Source organism: Arthrobacter sp. APC 3897, from assembly GCF_030407495.1.
Lineage (GTDB): Bacteria > Actinomycetota > Actinomycetes > Actinomycetales > Micrococcaceae > Arthrobacter_B.
In genome coordinates this window covers 50487-70716 of record NZ_JASDDG010000014.1, presented here as the reverse complement: position 1 = coordinate 70716, position 20230 = coordinate 50487, and the positions used below count along the sequence as shown (strand labels likewise).

At 64.5% G+C, this 20230-nt stretch carries 21 protein-coding genes; 15 read left to right on the top strand and 6 right to left on the bottom strand.

The genetic code is table 11. The features are described from left to right. Positions 1-2: 2 nt before the first annotated feature. The 3 genes from QMA10_RS08670 to QMA10_RS08660 all read right to left on the bottom strand — a co-directional run bounded on the left by QMA10_RS08670 (position 3) and on the right by QMA10_RS08660 (position 3603). Positions 3-800 (bottom strand): SDR family NAD(P)-dependent oxidoreductase, encoded by a 798-nt coding sequence (locus QMA10_RS08670; RefSeq protein ID WP_290167554.1) that lies wholly within the window; start codon positions 798-800, stop codon positions 3-5. 65 nt (positions 801-865) lie between these two features. After that, complete coding sequence (locus QMA10_RS08665) at positions 866-2113, bottom strand: amidohydrolase (protein ID WP_290167552.1); 1248 nt, start codon at positions 2111-2113, stop codon at positions 866-868. Beyond that, positions 2110-3603 (bottom strand): MFS transporter, encoded by a 1494-nt coding sequence (locus QMA10_RS08660; RefSeq protein WP_290167551.1) that lies wholly within the window; start codon positions 3601-3603, stop codon positions 2110-2112. Before QMA10_RS08660 ends, QMA10_RS08665 begins: the two co-directional genes overlap by 4 nt. Before the next feature lie 96 nt (positions 3604-3699). On the opposite strand from QMA10_RS08660, the gene QMA10_RS08655 reads away from it, so the two are divergent. From QMA10_RS08655 to bsh, 5 genes are all read left to right on the top strand, one after another. Further along, positions 3700-4707, top strand: coding sequence for an Lrp/AsnC family transcriptional regulator (locus QMA10_RS08655; protein WP_290167550.1), 1008 nt, complete (start codon positions 3700-3702; stop codon positions 4705-4707). Between the two features lie 35 nt (positions 4708-4742). After that, positions 4743-5735, top strand: coding sequence for a dihydropteroate synthase (folP, locus tag QMA10_RS08650; protein ID WP_290167547.1), 993 nt, complete (start codon positions 4743-4745; stop codon positions 5733-5735). Then, entirely contained in the window at positions 5732-6496 is a 765-nt protein-coding gene (locus QMA10_RS08645; protein WP_290167545.1) for a pyrimidine reductase family protein, read from the top strand. The genes folP and QMA10_RS08645 overlap by 4 nt, the downstream gene beginning before the upstream one ends. Beyond that, the gene (locus QMA10_RS08640; RefSeq protein WP_290167543.1) at positions 6483-7769 is read left to right on the top strand and encodes an MFS transporter; all 1287 of its coding nucleotides are present in this window, start codon (positions 6483-6485) and stop codon (positions 7767-7769) included. Before QMA10_RS08645 ends, QMA10_RS08640 begins: the two co-directional genes overlap by 14 nt. Before the next feature lie 153 nt (positions 7770-7922). Next, a complete protein-coding gene (bsh, locus tag QMA10_RS08635; protein ID WP_290167542.1) occupies positions 7923-8870 on the top strand; it encodes a choloylglycine hydrolase in 948 nt (315 codons plus the stop codon). A 23-nt stretch (positions 8871-8893) separates the two neighbouring features. On the opposite strand, the gene QMA10_RS08630 is transcribed toward bsh, so the two are convergent. Together QMA10_RS08630 and QMA10_RS08625 are read right to left on the bottom strand one after the other, a co-directional pair. After that, on the bottom strand, positions 8894-9460 hold the full coding sequence (locus QMA10_RS08630; protein ID WP_290167540.1) for a hypothetical protein: 567 nt from the start codon (positions 9458-9460) through the stop codon (positions 8894-8896). Positions 9461-9556: 96 nt separating this feature from the next. Next, positions 9557-9859, bottom strand: a complete 303-nt coding sequence (locus QMA10_RS08625) for an antibiotic biosynthesis monooxygenase family protein (protein ID WP_290167538.1) — start codon at positions 9857-9859, stop codon at positions 9557-9559. Positions 9860-11122: 1263 nt separating this feature from the next. Here QMA10_RS08625 and QMA10_RS08620 point away from each other — a divergent pair. The 5 genes from QMA10_RS08620 to QMA10_RS08600 all read left to right on the top strand — a co-directional run bounded on the left by QMA10_RS08620 (position 11123) and on the right by QMA10_RS08600 (position 15400). Then, a complete protein-coding gene (locus QMA10_RS08620; RefSeq protein WP_290167536.1) occupies positions 11123-12079 on the top strand; it encodes a hypothetical protein in 957 nt (318 codons plus the stop codon). Positions 12080-12199: 120 nt separating this feature from the next. Then, entirely contained in the window at positions 12200-12463 is a 264-nt protein-coding gene (locus QMA10_RS08615; RefSeq protein WP_290167534.1) for a phosphoribosyl-ATP diphosphatase, read from the top strand. A 99-nt stretch (positions 12464-12562) separates the two neighbouring features. Next, positions 12563-13408, top strand: coding sequence for an ATP phosphoribosyltransferase (hisG, locus tag QMA10_RS08610; protein WP_290167533.1), 846 nt, complete (start codon positions 12563-12565; stop codon positions 13406-13408). Between the two features lie 11 nt (positions 13409-13419). Beyond that, entirely contained in the window at positions 13420-14190 is a 771-nt protein-coding gene (gene hisF, locus QMA10_RS08605) for an imidazole glycerol phosphate synthase subunit HisF (RefSeq protein ID WP_290167532.1), read from the top strand. A 169-nt stretch (positions 14191-14359) separates the two neighbouring features. Beyond that, a complete protein-coding gene (locus QMA10_RS08600; protein ID WP_290167530.1) occupies positions 14360-15400 on the top strand; it encodes an NAD(P)-dependent alcohol dehydrogenase in 1041 nt (346 codons plus the stop codon). Positions 15401-15545: 145 nt separating this feature from the next. Here the strand turns inward: QMA10_RS08600 and QMA10_RS08595 are convergent, their stop codons facing one another. Next, positions 15546-16190 (bottom strand): TIGR03085 family metal-binding protein, encoded by a 645-nt coding sequence (locus QMA10_RS08595; RefSeq protein ID WP_290167529.1) that lies wholly within the window; start codon positions 16188-16190, stop codon positions 15546-15548. A gap of 89 nt (positions 16191-16279) precedes the next feature. Between QMA10_RS08595 and hisI the strand changes: the two genes are divergently transcribed. The 5 genes from hisI to trpC all read left to right on the top strand — a co-directional run bounded on the left by hisI (position 16280) and on the right by trpC (position 20199). Further along, on the top strand, positions 16280-16681 hold the full coding sequence (gene hisI / locus QMA10_RS08590) for a phosphoribosyl-AMP cyclohydrolase (RefSeq protein WP_290167527.1): 402 nt from the start codon (positions 16280-16282) through the stop codon (positions 16679-16681). Positions 16682-16701: 20 nt separating this feature from the next. Next, the gene (locus QMA10_RS08585) at positions 16702-18294 is read left to right on the top strand and encodes an anthranilate synthase component I (protein ID WP_290167525.1); all 1593 of its coding nucleotides are present in this window, start codon (positions 16702-16704) and stop codon (positions 18292-18294) included. Beyond that, positions 18291-18953 carry a Trp biosynthesis-associated membrane protein gene (locus tag QMA10_RS08580; RefSeq protein WP_290167521.1) on the top strand — a complete coding sequence of 221 codons (663 nt, stop codon included), beginning with the start codon at positions 18291-18293 and terminating at the stop codon, positions 18951-18953. Before QMA10_RS08585 ends, QMA10_RS08580 begins: the two co-directional genes overlap by 4 nt. Positions 18954-19068: 115 nt before the next feature. Next, positions 19069-19362, top strand: coding sequence for an HGxxPAAW family protein (locus QMA10_RS08575; RefSeq protein ID WP_290167520.1), 294 nt, complete (start codon positions 19069-19071; stop codon positions 19360-19362). 3 nt (positions 19363-19365) lie between these two features. Next, complete coding sequence (trpC, locus tag QMA10_RS08570; RefSeq protein ID WP_290167519.1) at positions 19366-20199, top strand: indole-3-glycerol phosphate synthase TrpC; 834 nt, start codon at positions 19366-19368, stop codon at positions 20197-20199. Positions 20200-20230: the final 31 nt, after the last annotated feature.

The following is a 20230-nucleotide window of genomic DNA, read 5'->3' as shown; positions in this document are numbered from 1 at the left end:
GCTTACTTTTCCGGGAACCGGGGATCCCAGGGCGAGCCGTTGATGTGGCTGCCCCCGTCTACGAAAAGGGTATTGCCGGTGAGGTATCCGGCATCCTCGCTGGCCAGGAACACGGCAACGCCGCCAAGATCTGATTCCGCGTCTCCCATACGCCCCATGGGCAGCGCAGCATCCGTGGCGGCAGCCGCCTCGGGGTGCAGCTCAGCGTATTTCCGATAAGCCGCCGACGCCACGGCCGGGCACATGATGTTCGCGGTGATGCCGTACGGAGCCCACTCCCGGGCTGCTGTGCGGGTGAGGGCACGCAGGGCTTCTTTGCTGGCATTGTAGGCGGCAGTGCCCATATGGGCGTTGACGCCGTTGAGGGAGCTGACGTTGATGATCCGGCCCCACTGCTGCGCCTTCATGACGGGAAATGCCTTCTTCATGGCCCAGTTCGGTGCGAGCACGTTCATCGCGAAATTCGCTTCATACTCTTCGTCGGTTTTGTCCTCGACCCGGTGGATGCCCCAGCTGCGGTACGCGTTGTTGACGAGGATGTCGATGGAACCGAAGTCATCTACGGCAGTTTGAACTGCAGCATCCATCTGCAACTTGTCCGTCACGTCGCAGTGGACAAAGGCTGCCTGGCCGCCGTCGTTGTTGATGCCGTCAGCCGTGGCCTGCCCTGTGGCGTCGTCGAACTCCGCAATAAGAACCGCAGCTCCGGCCTGAGCGAAGCGGCGGGCGATCCCTTGCCCGAGCCCGTCACCGCCGCCCGTCACCAGTGCAACCCGGCCCTTCAGCTCATTGCCTGTCATCGTCAATCCTCTGGTTGTTGAACTCGTTCCCGGTTCATATACGTAGCTCACGGCGTCAGTGCATGCTAACAGGAGAGCTGCCCGCGGCCCCCGGCCGCTGGTTCGTCTGCCAACCGCCGCCGTTCATCGCGCGCCCGGCACAGGGAATCCCGCAGCTCGGGAGAGCCGGCAGCATCCACAACGGTCCAGGCGAGGGCCAAGGCCGCATCCATGACGGCCGCGTCAGCTTCCGGACCGGAGGTCTCATCGGCAAAGGCGGCGGTATGCGGCATTCCCTGTGATCCGAGCACGGCAATGACCGGGTGGATGGCCGGCATGACCTGTGAAACGTTTCCCATATCTGTGGAGCCGCCTCCGCCTCCGCTGCCGGCCGGCGGACTGATCAGAGTGCGGCCCGTCGCTCTGAGGTTCCGGTTCCACAGCTCAAGAAGGCCTTCGTGCTGCCGGAGAGGCAGGTAAGCCGGGGAAGGCTGCTCGGTTGACCAGCTGCACCCGGTGGCCAGCGCCGCCCCTTCGCACGCCAGCAGGATTTTTTGCGTGACGTCATTCTGAACGGCTGCATCGTGGGCCCGAACCTCCAGTGCCAGTTGTGCCTGTTCCGGAATGACGTTGATGGCCGAGCCGCCGGCGGTGACGAGGGCATTGATGCGGATGCCGTCAGGCAACTGCTGGCGCAGCAGGCCAATGGCCACTTGGGCCACGGTTGCGGCATTCAGGGCATTGATGCCGCTGGAGGGTGCAGCTGCGGCATGCGACGCCTTGCCCCGGAAGGTCACATAGAACCGGTCGCAGCCCTGCGATGAGGTCCCGCTGCAATCTATGTCCACCCCCGGTACAGGATGGGCCGATAACGCAAGATGGGCGTCGGCGAAGGCGCCGGCTTCCAACAGGAGCACCTTGCCGCCGCCCTCTTCCTCCGCGGGTGTGCCCAGCAAAACCACGGTCAAATCCAGTTCCTGTGCTGCCTCGGCCAGGGCAAGCGCTGCCCCCACGGTGGAAGAGGCGATGATGTTGTGACCGCATGCGTGGCCGATCCCGGGCAGCGCATCATATTCGGCACAAAGAATGACGCGCAGCGATCCCGAGCCGTACACCGCTTCAACTGCAGTGGGCAAGCCGTAACACCCCATGACGGTGTCAAATCCTGCCTCTTCAAGCACTGCGATAACCCTGGCCGCCGAGCGGTGTTCCTCGAAAGCAACCTCAGGATCGGCGTGCAGCTGCGCCGACAGGGCCAGGACCTGCGGCCGGTGCCGGGCCAACCCTTCCTGGACAGCGGCCTTCACGGTGACGGACGTCGTCGTCGAACTCATGCTTTGTGCTCCCTTTGCGGCGCAGCGGACGGAATGGTTTGTATCCCGGCGCTTTCCGGTGCGGCGGTGTCTTCTGCGCTGCGGAACTTCAATGCCACGAGTGCCAGAGTGAGCGACAGAACCGCGCAGATGCCCCACACCAGCAAATACGACGTGTTTGCCGAAGCGGTGGTGCTCTCGCCGTCGATTTGGAGCGTGACCAGGAAAGCGGACATGACCAGGGCAAACACGGCTCCCCCCACCGATCCGGCAGCGGTTCGTGATGTGTTGTACAGGGCTGAGGCAACGGCAACGGAGTCTTCAGGCGCCTTCTTGACGACGATGGCCGGCAGGACGCCGAGGATCAGGCCGTTCCCGAAGGCGCCGACCAGCATTGCGGCCAGGAAGGGAACTGTGCTGGCGGAGAACGCGATCATGGCCGCATAGGACAGCACTCCCAGCAGGGACCCCAGGACCACGGTGGATTTGGCCGTGATGCGCCCGGCGATCCGATCCCCGAGCGTGGCTCCGGCGAAACTGGACATCGCCAGAACGAGGAACAGGAGGCCAACACTGGCCGCATCCAGCCCGAGGCCGAAGCCGCGGGTCCCGGGGTCGGTCAGGATGAAAAGCGAACCGGCCGTCTGCGAACCGAACATCTGCGCGCCGAACAGGGATGCACCCAGGATGGGCAGCCCGATGCCTGACGTGGTCAGCACCCGGAGATCGACGAGGGGATACTTCACGCGGCGTTCCACCTGCAGCCATATGGCCAGCAGTACCAGTCCCACCGCTATGGAACCGATGGTCAGAGCCGATGTCCAGCCCCAGTTGCTGGCATTGGCGATGCCCAGGAGAGTGGTGAGCAGGCCCGCGGTGAGCAGGGCCGCGCCCGGCCAGTCGACAGACCCGGCGCTCCTCGTGGTGGTTTCGGGCACCAACCATGCGACTACCGGAATGCAGAGAAGCATGAAGACCGCCGGGACCAGGAGGACGATGGTCAGGTTGTCCACCACGGCCAGGAGGATGCCGGAGACCATGGCGCCGATCGCTCCGCCCACGGTAAGTGCCCCAACCAGCTTGGCGATGCTGCGGCCGGCTGTTTCCCCGCTCCTGCTGCGGACAATGGCGAACTCAAGCGGAAGGAAGGCGCCCAGGGGCGCCTGTAGTGCGCGGCCCAGCAGCAGGACACTGAAACTGGGTGCAAAGGCAACGATGATCGACCCGGCGGCCACCAGTGTGACAGTAACCAGCAGCAGGCGTTTGTGCCCGTAGAGATCGCCCAGTTTGCCGATGACCGGCACAAACGCCACGGTCATGAGCAGATAAACCACGCTGACCCAGTTCAGGGCGGCGTCATCAACGGAAAACTCGGTGCCGATCTGTGCCAGCAGAGGCGGAAACCAGCCCTGCAGCAGACCGGAGCCGAATTCCATCACAATCAGGAAGCCGACGGCGCCGCCGGCTGCCGTTGCCTTGGCACCGGCTGGGGGAGAGGACTTCATAGTCATCCGATCTGTGGGGAAGGCTGGCTGATATCGTCGTCCCCAAAGTACAGATATTGTCCCCTACAGGGCGCAGAATGCATGATCAGGACAGGAAATGAGATGTCAGTGCAGGATTATTCTCTGCATCCGCTGGATCTACGGATTATCAACGCCCTGCAAATTGCGCCGAGGGCCCCCTGGGCACAGCTGGCACCGGTCATCGGAGCTGACCCCGCCACGCTCAACCGCCGATGGCAGGATCTGAATGCCTCCGGTGCGGCGTGGATCAGCACCTTTGATCCGGGCAGCTGGAAAGCGGCCGCCCTGGTGGAGATCAACTGCCACCCGGGAGCGAACCAGCGTGTTGCCGCCGCACTGGCAGAAAAGCCGGAAGTCATCGGTGTGGATCTCACAGCGGGCGGACGTGACCTGGTGGCCACCATCGCCGCTCCCGGCGAGGCAGCGCTGTGGACTTACCTGCTGGAGGAGCTGCCGGTGATCCAGGGAATAGAGTCGGCCCGGAGCCATCCGATTGCGCGCAACATCCACGAGGCCAGCTCATGGCGGATCCGGGCCCTGGACGCCAGGGAAACGAAGCAGGTGCAGGCCCTCGCAGCCGTCAGGGGTGCCAGGGCAACTGGACGCAGCCCGGCCCTGGAACAGAAGATCATCGCGGTCCTCAATCAGGACGGACGTGCGCCGGCCACGGCCATCGGGACCTCCCTGGATCTAAACCCCCGCCACATACGTGACACCATGGCGCAGATGGCAGCCTCCGGAAGGCTGTGTCAGCGCACCGATGTGGTGCGTGCCGGGTCGGGATGGCCGGTGAGTGCCTGGTACTTCCTGCGCGTTCCGGCCTCCAAGCTGGACGGCGTTGCAGGGCGGCTGCGCCAGCTCGAGGAGCTCCGCGTGGTGGCACACACCATCGGGCCGTATGACCTCATCATGGGCGTGTGGCTGAAGAGCCTGGCGGAAATTCAACGCTTGGAACAGCAGCTGGAAGTGAAGCTGCCGGGTGTTTCCACGCTGGACCGGTCCGTTGTCCTGCGCAGCGTGAAGCAGCTGGGGCAGATCCTGGACTCCCGGGGGCGGGCCACCGGCCGCAACAACCTTCATGCCCTTTAGCCGTCACCGGCACCGCTGCGCCGTAGGATGCAATCATGAGTTTGTCTCGCCCGGCATCCGCTGCCGGCAACAGTGTCAACGCCAGTGTCAGTGATGATCCGGTCCGGCGGGCAGGCGCCTATGAACCGCCGCTGCTGCACCCCGTGCGGCAGATAGGGGAACGCACCGTCGACTTCCGGCGCCGGGTGGCGCTCATGGCCATCATCAACCGAACCCCGGACTCGTTTTACGACGCCGGACGCACCTTTGCGCTGGACGCGGCAGTAGGCGCAGCGGTACAGGCGGTGCACGACGGCGCCGACTGGGTGGATATTGGCGGGGTCCCCTTCGCTCCCGGACCCGCGCTGGCCGCCGCGGAAGAAGCTGCCCGGGTGATCCCCGTGATCCAGGCTGTCCGGGACAGCTCCGACGTGATCATTTCCGCGGACACGTTCCTGCCCTCAGTTGCCGAAGCGGCCATCGCCGCCGGCGCCACCGTCATCAATGACACCACCGGGCTCGCCAACCCTGACCTCGCCCGGGTAGCGGCGGACGCCGGCGTGCATCTGGTGATCACCCACAGTCTGGCAGCTCCCCGCACCGCCTATCCGCGTCCGCAGTACGGGGACGTGGTGGCCGATGTGGCGGAGTTCCTGCGCCGGCGGGTCGGATACGCGCAGGAGCTGGGGGTTGCCCCGGAGAAGATCATTATCGATCCAGGCCACGACCTCAACAAAAACACGCTCCATTCCCTCGAAATCACCCGCAGGCTCGCCGAAATTGCGGCACTGGGCTATCCGGTGCTGGCCGCAGTGTCCAATAAGGACTTTGTGGGCGAAACCCTGGATGCAGCCAAGCCTGACCGGGTGGAGGGATCCCTCGCCGCAGGCGTTGCCAGCATCATGAACGGCGCCAGAATCCTGCGGATGCACAACGTCCCCGCCGCATCCAGCGCCATCCGAATGACTGAAGCCATCCTCGGGTGGCGGGCCCCGGTCTATCTTCGCCACAACATGGGCGAATCCAACGAGCCGGCCGTGCGGGCATGACGGCGCCGATAACCGCCGCGGGCTCCGCCGGGGAACTCAGCGACGACGAGCTGCTGTCCGCCTATGCATGGGACAGGCCGGAGGCGGCACCCGGCCGGCCGTACGTCCGGTTCAACTTCGTCACCTCGGCCGACGGCGCCGCGGCAGTGAACGGACGCTCCGGTGCGCTGGGGGACGGCGCGGACCACCGGGTGTTCGAACTCCTCCGGCGAACCGCCGACGTCATCCTCGTGGGAGCGGGTACCGTGCGCGCGGAGGGGTATGCCGGTGAGCTCCTGGACGCAGAAAGCCAGTCCTGGCGTATCGCCCGCGGAATGACCTCCCATCCGGCCGTCGCCATCGTCTCCGGGCGGCTGGACCTGGATCCGGACGGACCGTTCTTCCAGCAGGCACCGGTGCGGCCGTTAATCCTGACCACAGCCACAGCTGCTGCAGAGCGGAGGGTTGCGCTGGAACGCGTTGCCGACGTCGTCGTGGCGGGGGAACAGGCCGTGGAGCCGGCGCAGGCCGCTGCCCTCCTCGCGGAACGCGGGTTCGCCCGGGTGCTCTGCGAGGGCGGCCCCCAGCTCTTTGGCTCCTTTCAGGCTGCGGGGCTCGTGGATGAACTGTGCCTGACCGTCAGTCCGCTTCTGGCGGCGGGCAGCGCCCTGCGTATCACCGCCGGGGCGCCGGAGGCAGTGCCGCCGCAACGCCTGGAACTGGCGCAGGTCCTGCGCGGCGGCGACACACTCCTGCTGCGGTACCTCAGTGTCCCGGCCTGACGCCGTCACCCCGGCGCTCGATGAGGCGACCCGTGCCCGCGTTCAGCGCCGCACCCTGACAGTGGTGATCCTGAGCCAGGTCCTCGGCGGGGCGGGGTTGGCCGCCGGTGTCACCGTTGGCGCCCTGCTGGCGCAGGAGATGCTGGGCTCTGACGGCCTCGCCGGCCTGCCCGCGGGGTTGTTCACCCTGGGTTCCGCGCTGACCGCGTACCTCGTGGGCCGGGTGACCCAGCGCTCAGGCCGCCGGGTGGGCCTTGGGGCCGGGTTCGCCGCCGGCGGGGCGGGTGCCCTGGGAGTGGTCCTGGCCGCGGTCGTAGACAGCCCTGCGCTGCTGTTTGCCTCCCTTTTCGTTTACGGGGCGGGCACCGCCGCCAACCTGCAGGCACGCTATGCGGGCACCGATCTGGCACCGCCGGCGCGCCGGGGCCAGGCCATCAGCATTGCCATGGTCTCCACGACGCTCGGCGCGGTGGCCGGTCCCAACCTGGTCACGCCCATGGGACATCTGGCCGCCGGCCTGGGGATCCCTGCCCTGGCCGGTCCTTTCCTGCTGGCCGGTGCGGCATACCTGGCAGCCGGCGTCGTCCTGCTGGCGCTGCTGCGCCCCGATCCGTTCCTGCTCGCCCGCAGGCTGAACGCGGGAGCGGCCGACGGCGGCGCTGCCGCCGCAGGTGGGGCGGGTCCGGTTCCGGCGCGGCCCGGGAAGGGTGCTTATGCCGGCGCGGCCGTGATGGTGCTGACCCAGATTGCCATGGTGGCGATCATGACCATGACACCGGTTCATATGCGGCTCCACCATCACGGGCTGGCGGACGTGGGCCTCGTGATCGGCATTCATATCGGGGCGATGTATCTGCCGTCCCTGGTGACCGGCGTGCTGGTGGACCGGGTGGGCCGGCTTCCCGTGGCTGCCGCCGCGGGCGTAACGCTGCTGCTCGCCGGCGTCACGGCGGCCCTGGCTCCGGGAGAATCGCTGGGACTGCTGATCCTTGCCCTGGCACTGCTGGGCCTGGGCTGGAACTTCGGCCTCATTGCGGGCACGGCCCTGGTGGTTGACCACACTGCACCGAAAATCCGTCCCCGGGTGCAGGGCAGAACCGATGTGCTGGTGGCCCTGGCCGGAGCCGGCGGCGGCATGATGTCCGGCGTTGTCATGGCCGGAACCAGCTACGCCGCGCTGGCCCTGTCCGGCGGAATCCTGGCTCTGCTGCTCATTCCCGTGCTGGTCTGGGCGCGGCGTATCCCCGTGGCGGCGGCTGACGACGGGCGGTAGAACCGGGGGTTGAGTCCATAAATGGGCAGGGCGGCGTCGAATTCGGCGGGGAAGCCTGCCGCAGGCGGAGGGGCGGGACCTAGGCTGAACTGCAGCAGGACCACCGAGCAGGCGGAGCTTCGTTTGAGTTTTGCCATGACAGGGAGCATCAACATGTGCACAGGAATCAGGTTCACGGACGGCGGCGGCAACCTTTATTTCGCACGGAACCTCGACTGGACGACCGACTTCGGGGAGCGCGTGGTGGTGACCCCCACCGGGTACGCCACCAAGTCACCGTTTGGTGCCGTGCCGAACATTCAGCACGCCGTGATCGGCATGGGAATCGTGGAGGAGGACACTCCGCTCTATTTTGACTGCGGCAATGATGCCGGCCTGGCCATTGGCGGACTCAATTTCCCGGGCTATGCGCAGTATGCGCCGGAAGCAGTGGAGGGTAAGACGAATGTTGCCGCGTTTGAATTCCCGCTCTGGGTGGCCTCCCAGTTCACCACGGTTGATGAAGTCGAAGCGGCGCTCGCCAACGTTGCCATCGTGGACAGGCCGATTAATGACAAGTACCCGAGCTCGCTGCTGCACTGGATTATTGGCGATGCCAGGCGCGCCATTGTGGTGGAATACACGAGCGACGGCATGCAGGTGTTCCATGACGACGTAGATGTCCTGGCAAACCAGCCCGGTTTCGGCTGGCACCACGAGAATCTCCGCAACTACCTCAACGCATCACCGGACTTTCCGCAGGAGGTGGTGCTCAACCAGGCGCACCTGGTTCCGTTCGGATCCGGTTCGCTGATGCGGGGGATTCCCGGTGACTATTATTCGCCGTCGCGCTTTGTGCGGGCGGCCTACGTCAACGCGCACTATCCGCAGAAGACTACTGAGGAGGAGAACGTCAGCCGGGCGTTCCATACCCTCCAGCAGGTTGCAATGGTGGAAGGAAGCGCCGCGATGGGGGACGGGGACTTCGAAAAGACCACTTACACCGGCCTGTTTTCGGCCCGCACCATGACGTATTACTGGAACACTTACGAGGATCCGGCGCTTCAGAGCGCTGCAATGTCCAGCCACAAGACTGACGGAACCGAGCTCGTGGTGGTCTAGCGTCGGCGCTGTTCCTTGTTTGGTTACTCCAGGTCGTAAACCCGGGCAGGCTCACGCTTGAGGATGCGGTCGCGCATCTGGAGTTTAAGACCCTCCAGGTGAGCCAGCTCGGCGGCAGTCTTGTCGGGCTTGGCGGTGAGTTCAATGAACTCATCCGCCACGATGCCGTCATCCCGGAGAACGCAGGTCACGGCGGCTTCCGGGATGCTCAGCTCGAAGACGTAGCGGGCCAGGGTGTTGCCCCGCTCAGGCCGCGCCAGTTCAGGAAGCACTGCGTAACGTTCTCCGGTGACCGCCCGGGTGACGAGTTCGAAAACATCCCGGGCACCGGGCCCGGCGAACGGGGTGCGCACGCGGATATCGCGGCGCTCAACCCGGCCGTTCCTGCTGCGGGCCGCGAGCTCCGGCAACGCCCGGCCCAGCGCCGCGAACGCATGTGCCACACCGCCGGGAAAACCCGGACCGTGGTACTTCATACAGTCCTCGAAGGTGAAATCCAGCTGCACCCCGTCCTCCCATACCGTGAGGGTGCGGGCGGGATTCGGGATCGGCGTCGGGTCGGGGCGTTCGGGTGCTTGGTGGTGGGCCATTCTGCCGTCTCGTTTTCAATAATGGGCGGGACTGTTGGGCGCCATCAATTCTATCGAGTCAGCAGTGACGGATGACGGCGTTGAAACTGCAACTGTCTAGGCTGCGGTGTCCTTGATAACGGTGTAGGAAGCGACGGCGTTGGGTGCCTGCATGCCCGGGGCCTGCTTATCGGAGTGCGACGCCTTAAAGGAATCGGACTTCAGCCACGCAAAGAAGTCTTCCCTGGAATCGAATTCCATCGTCGACAGGTAAGTGTTGCTTTCACCCTCAGGACGCATCAGCGTGCTGCGGCCCAGGCCGGGGACGCCTTCAAGATGGACCATGCTGTCGATGAAGGCCTTCTCAAAGGCTTGAGCGGTTTCCGGGCCCGCTTCCAGGGTGTTGACGACTACGTACATGTTCATCCTTCCAACGGCTCTGCGGGCACGGAATCTCCTGTCCGCTGCAGGAATATTATACCGACATGGTGTCGGGAACCTGCATATGATCAGTCGGACCACTTTCGGAGCACAGCATGGAGCCGTGCCGCCTGTAAGGGCAGGTGCTCGGGCTCGTGCAGGTGGGCCAGTGCAGGGGTGTGCGGGAGAGCGCAGGATCCACGCCCGCCAGGGCGGCCAGCCCGGCGCGTGGCATGTTCAGGACCTTCCGCTACGCCACGGCAACCAGCCAGGCTTATGGAATCCCAAATCCATTCCTGCAGCCGATTCCGTCCGGCGGCCGGGACTGCGGACAATTCCCGGGCGAGTTCGACGGCGCGATCGTAGTCGTCCATATCGATCACCATCCAGCCGGCGATGAGGTTCTTGGCTCCCGCGAACGGTCTGTCGATTACGGGCGGCCAGCCCTCGCCTCGGACCGTATGAAGGTGCCGTCAGCTGAAACCGCCTGCCTGTCGATGTATGCCCGCTGGCCTGCAGTCGGTCGGCGGAGTCCTGCATTAATTGCATGTGCGCATTGACTTCTTCCGGCGTCCATTGGCCCGTCGGCACATTGTTGAGTGCTTCCGGTGCGCTGCGGTAATGCCTGAGAAACAGAGACTTGACCATAACGGTCCCCCTGCTCTCCTTCGACGTTTTCGCCAGAAATGCTGCCATTGTGGCCGCATTCACTAGGGAGACGAAGCAAGGATGCGGATTTCCACAAGCTCGGTTGATTGCAGTTCCGCGCACAGTTGTGTGGTTGCAGCCGGCAGTCTTCATGTGCGATGACTGGAGCCGTCCTGGAGCGGTTGGGTGCCCCCGTGCCTGAGGCGCCTGGCACGGCTTCGTGCCCGCCGCGAGCTAGTTTGGCCCTTGTTTGGTTGGCCCAGATTGGGGCCATGCAATCGGCCGGACCCTGTGCCAGGGAGGATCAACGTGAGGGGACCACACAGCCAGGGGGTGAATTCGTGTCTAAGTCCGTCTTTGGAGGAATACGCGTCCCGTCCGTTGCAGGTGCAGGATTTCAGGAAAGTCACTGTCCTAACCCCTGGATAAGTCTCTATTCGTTCCAATCCATGAAGGAGCGAACCTTCGTGTCCGCTTCTGTTGAAGCATGACCCCGGCAAACGTCGAGTTCTTGACTGGATGTCGCGAGGTACCCTTAGTTACCGTTTCGCGGAAGGTTTATCTTGTAAAACCTTGATCGCCCGCCTGATGGTCCGTTTGAGTAAGGAGAGATAGATGATAGGCAATTTTCCGGCCATCGGGTTCATGTTGATGCTGATTGTGCTTGTGCAAGTCCTGCTTTTAGCCAGTGTCGCCGGCCGGAAATTGGATACTCAAGCGATAAAGGACGTGCGGGGGCGGTCACGGTCGACACGGGAGAGAAGCGCCTCTTTCTACTACAGCGTGGTCCTTATCGGCATCATAAGTATCACCGCAGGATACGCTATGAGCTTAGCTGCGAGTTGGGCATTGGAGTTCGCGGATGTTGGGTCCAAGAGTGATCTGAATCCTGGCATATTGGCGGCCGGCGGAGTCATCATAGTGTTCGAGATTCTGGTGATATTAGTTGCCAGAAGTCACGACCGTGAGGTCCTGCTCGGCCCGGCCGATGTACGGTTCGAACTGAGCCAACTTAGTCAGGAAGGGGTGCGTCGGGATAGCGCAAGATTGAGTGATTTGAAGGGTCAACTTGATCGGATAAAGGCGGAAAACCTAGCGCTTCGCAGCACAAGGAGATTGAATGATCGTTTCAAGGAGCGTTACGAGGAATTATATGATCACAATGACTTGGGCCTTCGAGACGAATTGATCGTCGTAAAACGGACGAACAGGCTTAGTCTTGGTTCATGGTTCAAGTACATATTATTTTGGCATGGGTTGATGCTTGGACGCTTCCGTGTCGTGATCAGTATTAGCCTCGTGGCATTTCTAATAATTGCAATAATTCTGAGCCTGTGCCTAGAGGGATCGCTGACAACATTTATTTTTTTCATATTGGCTTTTCTGGTTGCGTTAACCTATCTAATTGATTCGAAAAACGCACTGTTGCAAATCGCCAAAAGTCAGGTTCTACTACGTGCCCAAATTGAGGCATGTGATCTCCTGGTTGCTGACTTGGAGAGTCCGTCAGTGGACAGTGGGTATTCCAAATCCTACAAGTTCGGCAGGTGGGAGATCTTGAGGCGAATGTGAGTTCAGCTCCTAGCTGTTGGCTGTGCATTCGCTGCGGGTCTCGGCGCGGGTCAACTTCAGCCCGTCACACCCCGCCCTGCGATTCCGTCACAAGCGGCGGCACAGCGTACCCTTATCACTGTGAAAACCTTCGAAGACCTCTTTGCCGAGCTGAGTCAGAAAGTTCAGGAGCGCCCCGCCGGGTCACGCACCGTGGCCGAATTCGAGTCGGGCGTGCATGGCATCGGTAAGAAGGTTGTTGAGGAGGCCGCCGAAGTATGGATGGCCGCCGAATACGAATCTGATGCCGAATGCGCCGAAGAAATCTCTCAGCTGCTCTACCATCTCCAGGTCCTGATGCTCGCCAAAGGCCTGACCCTGCAGGACGTCTACAAGCATCTCTAGCCGCGCGCTGACCAAGCGTCAGTGTGTGGCCCGCCGGTCGAACAACTCCCTTTGCAGCACCACATTGCAGCGACAAAACTTCCAGCGAAAGATGCAACCATGCTCCGCGTAGCCGTACCCAACAAGGGTGCCCTGTCCGAATCCGCCTCCGCCATGCTCAACGAGGCGGGCTACCGCCAGCGCCGCGATTCCCGCGAACTGGTCATGGTGGACCCCGATAACGAGGTTGAGTTCTTCTTCCTCCGCCCCCGCGACATCGCCGTGTACGTCGGCGCCGGAACGCTCGACGTCGGCCTCACCGGCCGCGACCTGTTCCTGGACGCCCAGGTGGACGCCGAGGAACTGATGAGCCTCGGCTTCGGCGCCTCCACCTTCCGCTTCGCCGGCCCGGTGGGGGACTTCACCTCCATTGAGCAGCTCGAAGGCAAGCGCGTGGCCACCAGCTACGACGGCCTGCTGCGCGCCTACCTGGCCGAACGCGGCATCACCGCCTCCGTGGTCCGCCTCGACGGCGCCGTGGAATCCTCCGTGCGCCTCGGCGTCGCGGACGCGATTGCCGACGTCGTCGAAACCGGCACCACCCTCCGCGCCGCGGGGATGGAGATTTTCGGAGAGCCGATCCTGAAGTCCGAGGCCGTCCTGATCGGCCGCAAAAACGCCGAGCACCCCGCCGGCCTGGATGTGCTGATCCGCCGCCTGCGCGGCGTCCTGGTGGCACGCCAGTACGTGATGATGGACTACGACGTGCGCCGCGACCTGCTCGAAGAAGCCGCCGCCCGCACCCCCGGCCTGGAATCGCCCACCGTCTCGCCGCTGCGGGACTCCGACTGGGTGGCCGTGCGCTCCATGGTCAAGCGCACCGACACCAACCGGATCATGGACGAGCTGTACGACATCGGCGCCCGCGCCATCCTCGTCAGCACCATCCACGCCTGCCGGATCTAGGGGAGCCCGCCATGAGTGTTGCCATCCGCGTCATCCCGTGCCTGGATGTTGATGCAGGCCGCGTGGTCAAAGGCATCAACTTCGAGGGACTGCGCGACGCCGGGGACCCGGTGGAGCTTGCCCACCGGTATGACAAGGCCGGCGCCGACGAACTGACCTTCCTGGATGTCACGGCATCCTCGGGCAACCGGGACAACGTGTTCGACGTCGTCTCCCGCACCGCCGAGGAAGTGTTCATCCCGCTGACCGTCGGCGGGGGAGTGCGCGGCATCGCGGACGTGGACAAGCTGCTGCGCTCCGGCGCGGACAAGGCGTCCATCAACTCCGCCGCCGTGGCCCGCCCGGACGTCATCGACGAAATCACCCGCCACTTCGGCTCCCAGGTGCTGGTGCTCTCCGTGGACGCGAGGCGGACGCACGACGGCGCCACGCCGTCGGGCTTTGAAATCACCACCCACGGCGGGCGCCGGGGAACCGGGATCGACGCCGTCGCCTGGGCCCGCGAAGCAGCGGACCGCGGCGTGGGGGAGATCCTGCTGAACTCCATCGACGCAGACGGCACCCGCGAGGGTTTTGACATCGAGATGATCCAGGCCGTCCGGGCTGCCGTGAAGGTTCCGCTGATCGCCTCCGGCGGAGCCGGCAAGCCGGAGCACTTCCCGGCCGCCGTGATTGCCGGCGCTGACGCCGTCCTGGCCGCTTCGGTGTTCCACTTCGGCCCGGATGACGCCATCCAGCAGGTCAAGCAGGCCATCCGCGACGCCGGGTATCCGGTCCGCTAACCCAGACTTCCCGGGGCTGCCGCCAACTGGGCGGCGGCCTTCGGGAGGCTGCCAAGCCTTGTTCGGAAATCTTCTGCGCCGTCTATGGCTGATCCGGAAATAAAAGACGGCGCAGCGGACTTGTGCCCTAAGTGCCCTACGGCACTTTCCCCCAGAGTTTTGGAGAAGTATGACTACCGCACGTGCTTACGCTGCCACCTCGCCCACCGATGATCTGGTTCCCACAACCATTGAACGGCGCGATGTCGGCTCCCATGATGTCCGCATTGATATCGCTTACGCCGGTGTCTGCCACTCGGACATCCACACTGTCCGCGGAGAATGGGGCCAGATCAAGTACCCGCAGGTGGTGGGCCACGAGATTGTGGGCACCGTCGCCGAAATTGGCTCCGAGGTAACCCGCCACAAGGTAGGCGACCGCGTTGGTGTTGGCTGCATGGTCAACTCCTGCCGCGAGTGCGAGAACTGCAAGGCCGGAATGGAGAATTACTGCCTCAAGGGCAACACCGGAACCTACACCGCGGTGGACCGCGACGGGACCATCACCCAGGGCGGGTACTCCACGTCCATCGTCGTCGTTGAGGACTTTGTCCTGAGCGTGCCGGAGAGCATCCCCTACGAGGCTGCCGCCCCGCTGCTGTGCGCCGGCATCACCACCTACTCACCCCTGGCACACTGGAACGCCGGCCCGGGTAAGAAGGTTGCTGTGGTTGGCATGGGCGGACTCGGCCACATGGCCGTGAAGATTGCCGCGGCCATGGGTGCCGAGGTGACTGTGCTGTCGCAGTCGCTGAACAAGCAGGATGACGGCCTGCGGTTCGGCGCCGAGCACTACTACGCCACAAGCGACGCCGGCACCTTCGAAAAGCTGGCCAACACGTTCGACCTGATCATCAACACGGTCAGCGCACCGGTGGACATGCAGCAGTACCTGTCGCTGCTCCGTCTGGACGGCACCATCGTGAACGTAGGTGCCCCGCCCGAACCGCTGCCGATCTCCGTGTTTGCCCTCATGGGAAACCGCCGCTCCTTTGCTTCCTCGGGCATCGGCAGCATCGCTGAAACCCAGGAGATGCTCGACTTCTGCGCCGAGCACAACATTGCTCCGGAGATTGAACTGATCGACGCCGCAGAGATCAACACGGCTTACGAGCGCGTGCTGAAGTCTGACGTGCGTTACCGCTTCGTTATCGATGCGGCAACCATCTAAGGTTCAGCCCGAGTATCCTCAGGGCGCTCCGCCGTTTGGCGGGGCGCCCTTTTGCGTGCCCGCCGTTTGGCGGCGCGCGAAGCAAACCCGCATGGAGGCACCCGATCCGATCACCCACCCCCGAGGGTGGCATCAGCACTGCCAGCTAGATCCCGATGTCGGCGCTTTCCAGCAGTGCGACGGCGTCCGGCTGGCCCTCGAACATCACCAGGGCCTGCTTGGTGCGGCCATGGGCGTGCATCAGCAGTTCACTCGGTTCACCGATGATGGCCACCGAGACGGGAGCGCGCTTGGCGACGTGACGGGGCCCGTCCGGGCGGACCAGCACAATGCCGAGGTCCACGCCGCGGTACAGCAGGGCTGCACGCTTGATCAGTTCCGCCCACAGCGCATCCGAATAGCCTTCATCCAGGGCACGCGGAGCCCAGCGGTCTCCGGCGCGGCGCACGTCTTCGGTATGGATGAAGTACTCCACGAGGTTGGCGCTGTTGTCCACGGCCTTCAGATGCATGGGGGACAGGCGCGGGGGGCCGGCGCGGAAAGCACGGACCAGTTTCGCGTACCCCTCCGTGGTGGAGGACTTGGCCGCCGTTTCCTCCATGGCCCTGTCCGTCTTGGCGGCGAAGGGCTTCAGAAAGAACCCCAGGGCTGCGGCAGGCTTGTGCTCCCTTAAATACAGATGGGCGGCCAGGTCCTTGGTCTGCCAGCCTTCGCACAAAGTGGGCGCTTGAGGACCGGCCGCAAGCAACGTTTCGGCCAGGACTTCACGGGAAGGTTGTACGTATCGCATCACTGCTGAAACTAGCACGTTAAGCGCTTTTTGGCGCGGGCGACGGGCCCGGAGAGTGGGCTGCGGCCAAACACACTAGAATCGATGTGATGTCTCCTCAAAACTCTTCCTCCGAATTCCCGCCGGCACCCGGTCTGGACCCTGCAATCAGCGCCGCCCTGAAGCGCGATGACGCGGGTCTGGTGGCCGCCGTCGTTCAGCAGCATGACACCGGCGAGGTCCTGATGCTCGGCTGGATGGATGACGAAGCGCTGCACCGCACCCTGACCACGGGCCGGGTGACCTTCTGGTCCCGCTCACGGCAGGAATACTGGCGCAAGGGCGATACCTCCGGGCACGTCCAGTGGGTCAAATCAGTGGCCCTGGACTGCGACGGCGATGCCCTTCTGGTCCGGGTGGACCAGGTGGGGGCCGCGTGCCACACCGGAACGCACACCTGCTTTGACGGCCGGGAGCTTCCCGTTCTGGCCGCAACCGACGCCGCCAGCTGACCCGGAAAGAAACCAGACACATGCAGGATCTAGGAGTTATCCGTCCCGGCCTCGAGGAATTCCGGGCCCTTGCCGCTGAGCACCGCGTGGTTCCGGTGCACCTAAGCGTGCTGGCCGATGCCCACACGCCCATCGGCATCTACCGCAAGCTCACCGCCGGCGCCCCGGGAACCTTCCTGATGGAATCCGCCGCCGCGGGCGGCGTCTGGTCCCGTTACTCGTTTATCGGTGCCGCCTCCCGCGCCACGCTGACCACGCACGACGGCGGGACCCACTGGCTGGGCGAGCCGCCGGCCGGCGTGCCGCTGGACGGGAACCCGGTGGAAGCCGTGGCCCGCACCATCGAGCTGCTGCAGACCGAGCGGCTGGACGGCGTGCCGCCGTTCACCTCAGGCCTGGTGGGTTTTGTGGGCTGGGAAACCGTAAGGCACTGGGAGAAACTGCCGAACCCTCCCGCTGATGACCTGGACCTGCCGGAACTGGCCATGAACCTGGTCTCGGACATGGCCATCCATGACAACTCCAACGGCACCGTGATGCTGGTGGCCAACGCCATCAACATGGACGGCTCCGACGAGCGGGTGGACGAAGCCTGGCATGACGCCGTGGCCCGCGTGAACTCCATGCTGCAGCGGCTGGCTGAACCCACCCCGCAGCCGGTCTCCGTGCTGCACGGCGGCACCGTGGACACCTCCACGCTCACCGACGGCGTCAAGGAATCCTGGCCCAAACCCGATTACACCAAGGCGGTGCAGCGGGGCAAGGAAGCCATTGTGGACGGTGAAGTGTTCCAGGTGGTCATTTCCCGCCGCTTCGAGCTGGACTGCACCGCGGACCCGCTGGACGTCTACCGGGTGCTGCGCAACACCAACCCCAGCCCCTACATGTACCTGTTTAACTTCGAGGACTCCCGCGGCAACCCGTTTGCCGTCGTCGGTTCCTCGCCCGAGGCACTGGTGACCGTTACCGGCAGCGAAGTCATCACGCATCCCATCGCCGGATCCCGCCCACGCGGCAAAGGAACCGACGCGGACCGTGCCCTGGCCGATGAACTGCTGGCGGACGAAAAGGAACGCGCCGAACACCTCATGCTGGTGGATCTGGCCCGCAACGACCTCTCCAAGGTATGCGTCCCCGGCTCCGTGGACGTCACCCAGTTCATGGAGGTGGAACGGTTCAGCCACATCATGCACCTGGTCTCCACCGTCGTCGGCGAACTCTCACCGCAGCGCAGCGCCTATGACGTCCTGGCCGCGACATTCCCGGCCGGAACCCTCTCCGGAGCGCCCAAGCCCCGCGCACTGCGCCTGCTGGATGAGCTGGAACCACACCGCCGCGGCATCTACGGCGGCGTGGTGGGCTACCTTGACTTCGCCGGTGACATGGACATGGCCATTGCCATCCGCTCCGCGCTGCTGCGCGGCGGCAAGGCCTATGTCCAGGCCGGCGGCGGCATCGTTGCGGACTCCGATTTGGAAGCCGAAGCCCAGGAAACCGTGAACAAGGCAGCCGCACCTCTGCGCGCGGCCCTGATCGCCCGGAGCCTGGAAACCGTTGCCGCATCACCCGTTTTCTCCACCCCCCAATCCGCAGAGCAGGAAGTACCGCAGTGAGCACACCCACCAAACGGTGGCAGCGCAAGGGAACCGTCATCATGGCGGCGGTGCTCTTCGGCATCGCAGCCTTTGCCACCACCACGCGCACCTGGCTGAACGTCCAACTGCCCGCAACGGCCGTCCAGACCCCTGACCTGGCCGTTTCCGGATCCGACGCCGCCACGGCGGTGACCGCCTTCGCCGTCGTGGCCATTACCGCAGGGCTGGCGGCCTCCATCGCCGGTCCGGTGGCCCGCTGGATCGTCAGCGTGATCCTGATGGTCGCCGGTGTCGGTGTGGCCGCCGCCAGCTGGACCGTGATCAGCGACCCCGCGCAGGGAGCTGCCGGAGCCATCGGCCAGGCCATCGGTGTCAGCGGGGCCGCCGGCACCGAGGTCACCCTGACGGTCATGCCGTGGGCGGCGCTCGTGTCAGGAGTCCTCATTGCCCTTACCGGCGCCTGGCTGGCCGCAGCCAGCCGCAGCTGGACGTCGTCACGCCGGTACGCACCGGTAGCGGCCGCCGGTACGGCAACCGCCGCTTCCGGATCCGAAAGCACGACGCCGGGAACCGGTTCGCCCGCCGCAGACACCAACGGCGGGGGGCCGGAACCGGTTGATGACATCGACAGCTGGGACCGGCTCTCCCGCGGGGATGACCCCACGAATTACCGCTGAACCAAAACCCCGACGGACCGGCACCGGCCGGATCCGGCAAAGCACCGCAACACGTGAACGAGTTTCCGCCAGTCAATGGCAGAATGGAAACTGATTCGTACAGAGGAGATTTACCATGAGCTCAAACGCCACCCGCAGCAACGTTGACACCAAGCCCGAGAATGAAGCCCAGCGCCACGCCAGCATCCATGATGAAACCATTGGCCACGGCAACACCCCCGCGGCCTGGACCTGTGTCCTGATCATGATCGTCGGCGCCGGCATCTCCAGCGTGGGCTTCATCATCGCCAGCGTGCTGTGGTTCTGCATCGGCCTGGGCGTCATGGCCCTGGGCCTGGTGGTCGGCTTCATCATGAAGAAGGCCGGCTACGGTGTAGGCGGCTCGAAGCTCTCCAACAGCGGCCACTAAATAATGAGCGTCCTGGACGACATCATTGCCGGCGTCGCCGAGGACCTTGACGCCCGCCGGCAAGCTGTTCCGCTGGAACAGATGCGGGAGCGCGCCCGTGCGGCGGCTCCCGCACTGGACGCCTTTGCGGCGCTGGGCGGCGACTCGGACACCCGGGATGATCTCCGGGTCATCGCCGAGGTTAAAAGGAGCAGCCCCTCCAAGGGTGCCCTCGCTGACATCGCCGACCCCGCCTCGCTGGCAGCACACTATGAACGCGGCGGCGCCGCAGTCATCAGTGTGCTCACTGAACAGCGCCGTTTCGGCGGGTCCCTGGCCGATTTCGATGCCGTCCGTGCGGCGGTGCGGATTCCGCTGCTGCGCAAGGACTTCACCGTTGACGAGTACCAAATCTGGGAAGCCCGGGCACACGGCGCCGATCTGGTGCTGCTCATCGTGGCCGCCCTGGACGATGCACAGCTGAAGGATTTCCTGGCTCTCACCCACGAGCTGGGCATGAACGCCCTGGTGGAGACGCATACCCGGCAGGAAGTTGAACGCGCCGTTGCCGTTGGGGCCAGGATCATTGGTGTTAACGTACGCAATCTGAAAACCCTGGACGTTGACCGTTCTGTCTTCGCGCCGCTGGCCGGCAGCATCCCCGCCGGAGCGCTCGTGATCGCCGAATCCGGAGTCCGGGACGCCGCCGACGTGGAGCAGTACGCTGCGGACGGCGCCAACGCCGTCCTGGTGGGCGAGGCCCTGGTGCGGCACAACGATCCGGCGGCCACCATCGCCCACTTCACCCAGACCGGCCGCAAGGCCATCGCCGCCCGGCAGCTGCACGGCAAGGACTGACGGCAGGCCGACGGCGCAACATAATCCCTGT

Coding starts and splice junctions, on each gene's coding strand:
- QMA10_RS08595 (WP_290167529.1), bottom strand. CDS start 16,190: ATGCGATACGTACAACCTTCCCGTGAAGTCCTGGCCGAAACGTTGCTT.
- folP (WP_290167547.1), top strand. CDS start 4,743: ATGAGTTTGTCTCGCCCGGCATCCGCTGCCGGCAACAGTGTCAACGCC.
- QMA10_RS08645 (WP_290167545.1), top strand. CDS start 5,732: ATGACGGCGCCGATAACCGCCGCGGGCTCCGCCGGGGAACTCAGCGAC.
- QMA10_RS08575 (WP_290167520.1), top strand. CDS start 19,069: ATGAGCTCAAACGCCACCCGCAGCAACGTTGACACCAAGCCCGAGAAT.
- QMA10_RS08600 (WP_290167530.1), top strand. CDS start 14,360: ATGACTACCGCACGTGCTTACGCTGCCACCTCGCCCACCGATGATCTG.
- hisI (WP_290167527.1), top strand. CDS start 16,280: ATGTCTCCTCAAAACTCTTCCTCCGAATTCCCGCCGGCACCCGGTCTG.
- QMA10_RS08665 (WP_290167552.1), bottom strand. CDS start 2,113: ATGAGTTCGACGACGACGTCCGTCACCGTGAAGGCCGCTGTCCAGGAA.
- hisF (WP_290167532.1), top strand. CDS start 13,420: ATGAGTGTTGCCATCCGCGTCATCCCGTGCCTGGATGTTGATGCAGGC.
- QMA10_RS08585 (WP_290167525.1), top strand. CDS start 16,702: ATGCAGGATCTAGGAGTTATCCGTCCCGGCCTCGAGGAATTCCGGGCC.
- QMA10_RS08670 (WP_290167554.1), bottom strand. CDS start 800: ATGACAGGCAATGAGCTGAAGGGCCGGGTTGCACTGGTGACGGGCGGC.
- trpC (WP_290167519.1), top strand. CDS start 19,366: ATGAGCGTCCTGGACGACATCATTGCCGGCGTCGCCGAGGACCTTGAC.
- QMA10_RS08620 (WP_290167536.1), top strand. CDS start 11,123: ATGATAGGCAATTTTCCGGCCATCGGGTTCATGTTGATGCTGATTGTG.
- hisG (WP_290167533.1), top strand. CDS start 12,563: ATGCTCCGCGTAGCCGTACCCAACAAGGGTGCCCTGTCCGAATCCGCC.
- bsh (WP_290167542.1), top strand. CDS start 7,923: ATGTGCACAGGAATCAGGTTCACGGACGGCGGCGGCAACCTTTATTTC.
- QMA10_RS08655 (WP_290167550.1), top strand. CDS start 3,700: ATGTCAGTGCAGGATTATTCTCTGCATCCGCTGGATCTACGGATTATC.
- QMA10_RS08660 (WP_290167551.1), bottom strand. CDS start 3,603: ATGACTATGAAGTCCTCTCCCCCAGCCGGTGCCAAGGCAACGGCAGCC.
- QMA10_RS08630 (WP_290167540.1), bottom strand. CDS start 9,460: ATGGCCCACCACCAAGCACCCGAACGCCCCGACCCGACGCCGATCCCG.
- QMA10_RS08625 (WP_290167538.1), bottom strand. CDS start 9,859: ATGTACGTAGTCGTCAACACCCTGGAAGCGGGCCCGGAAACCGCTCAA.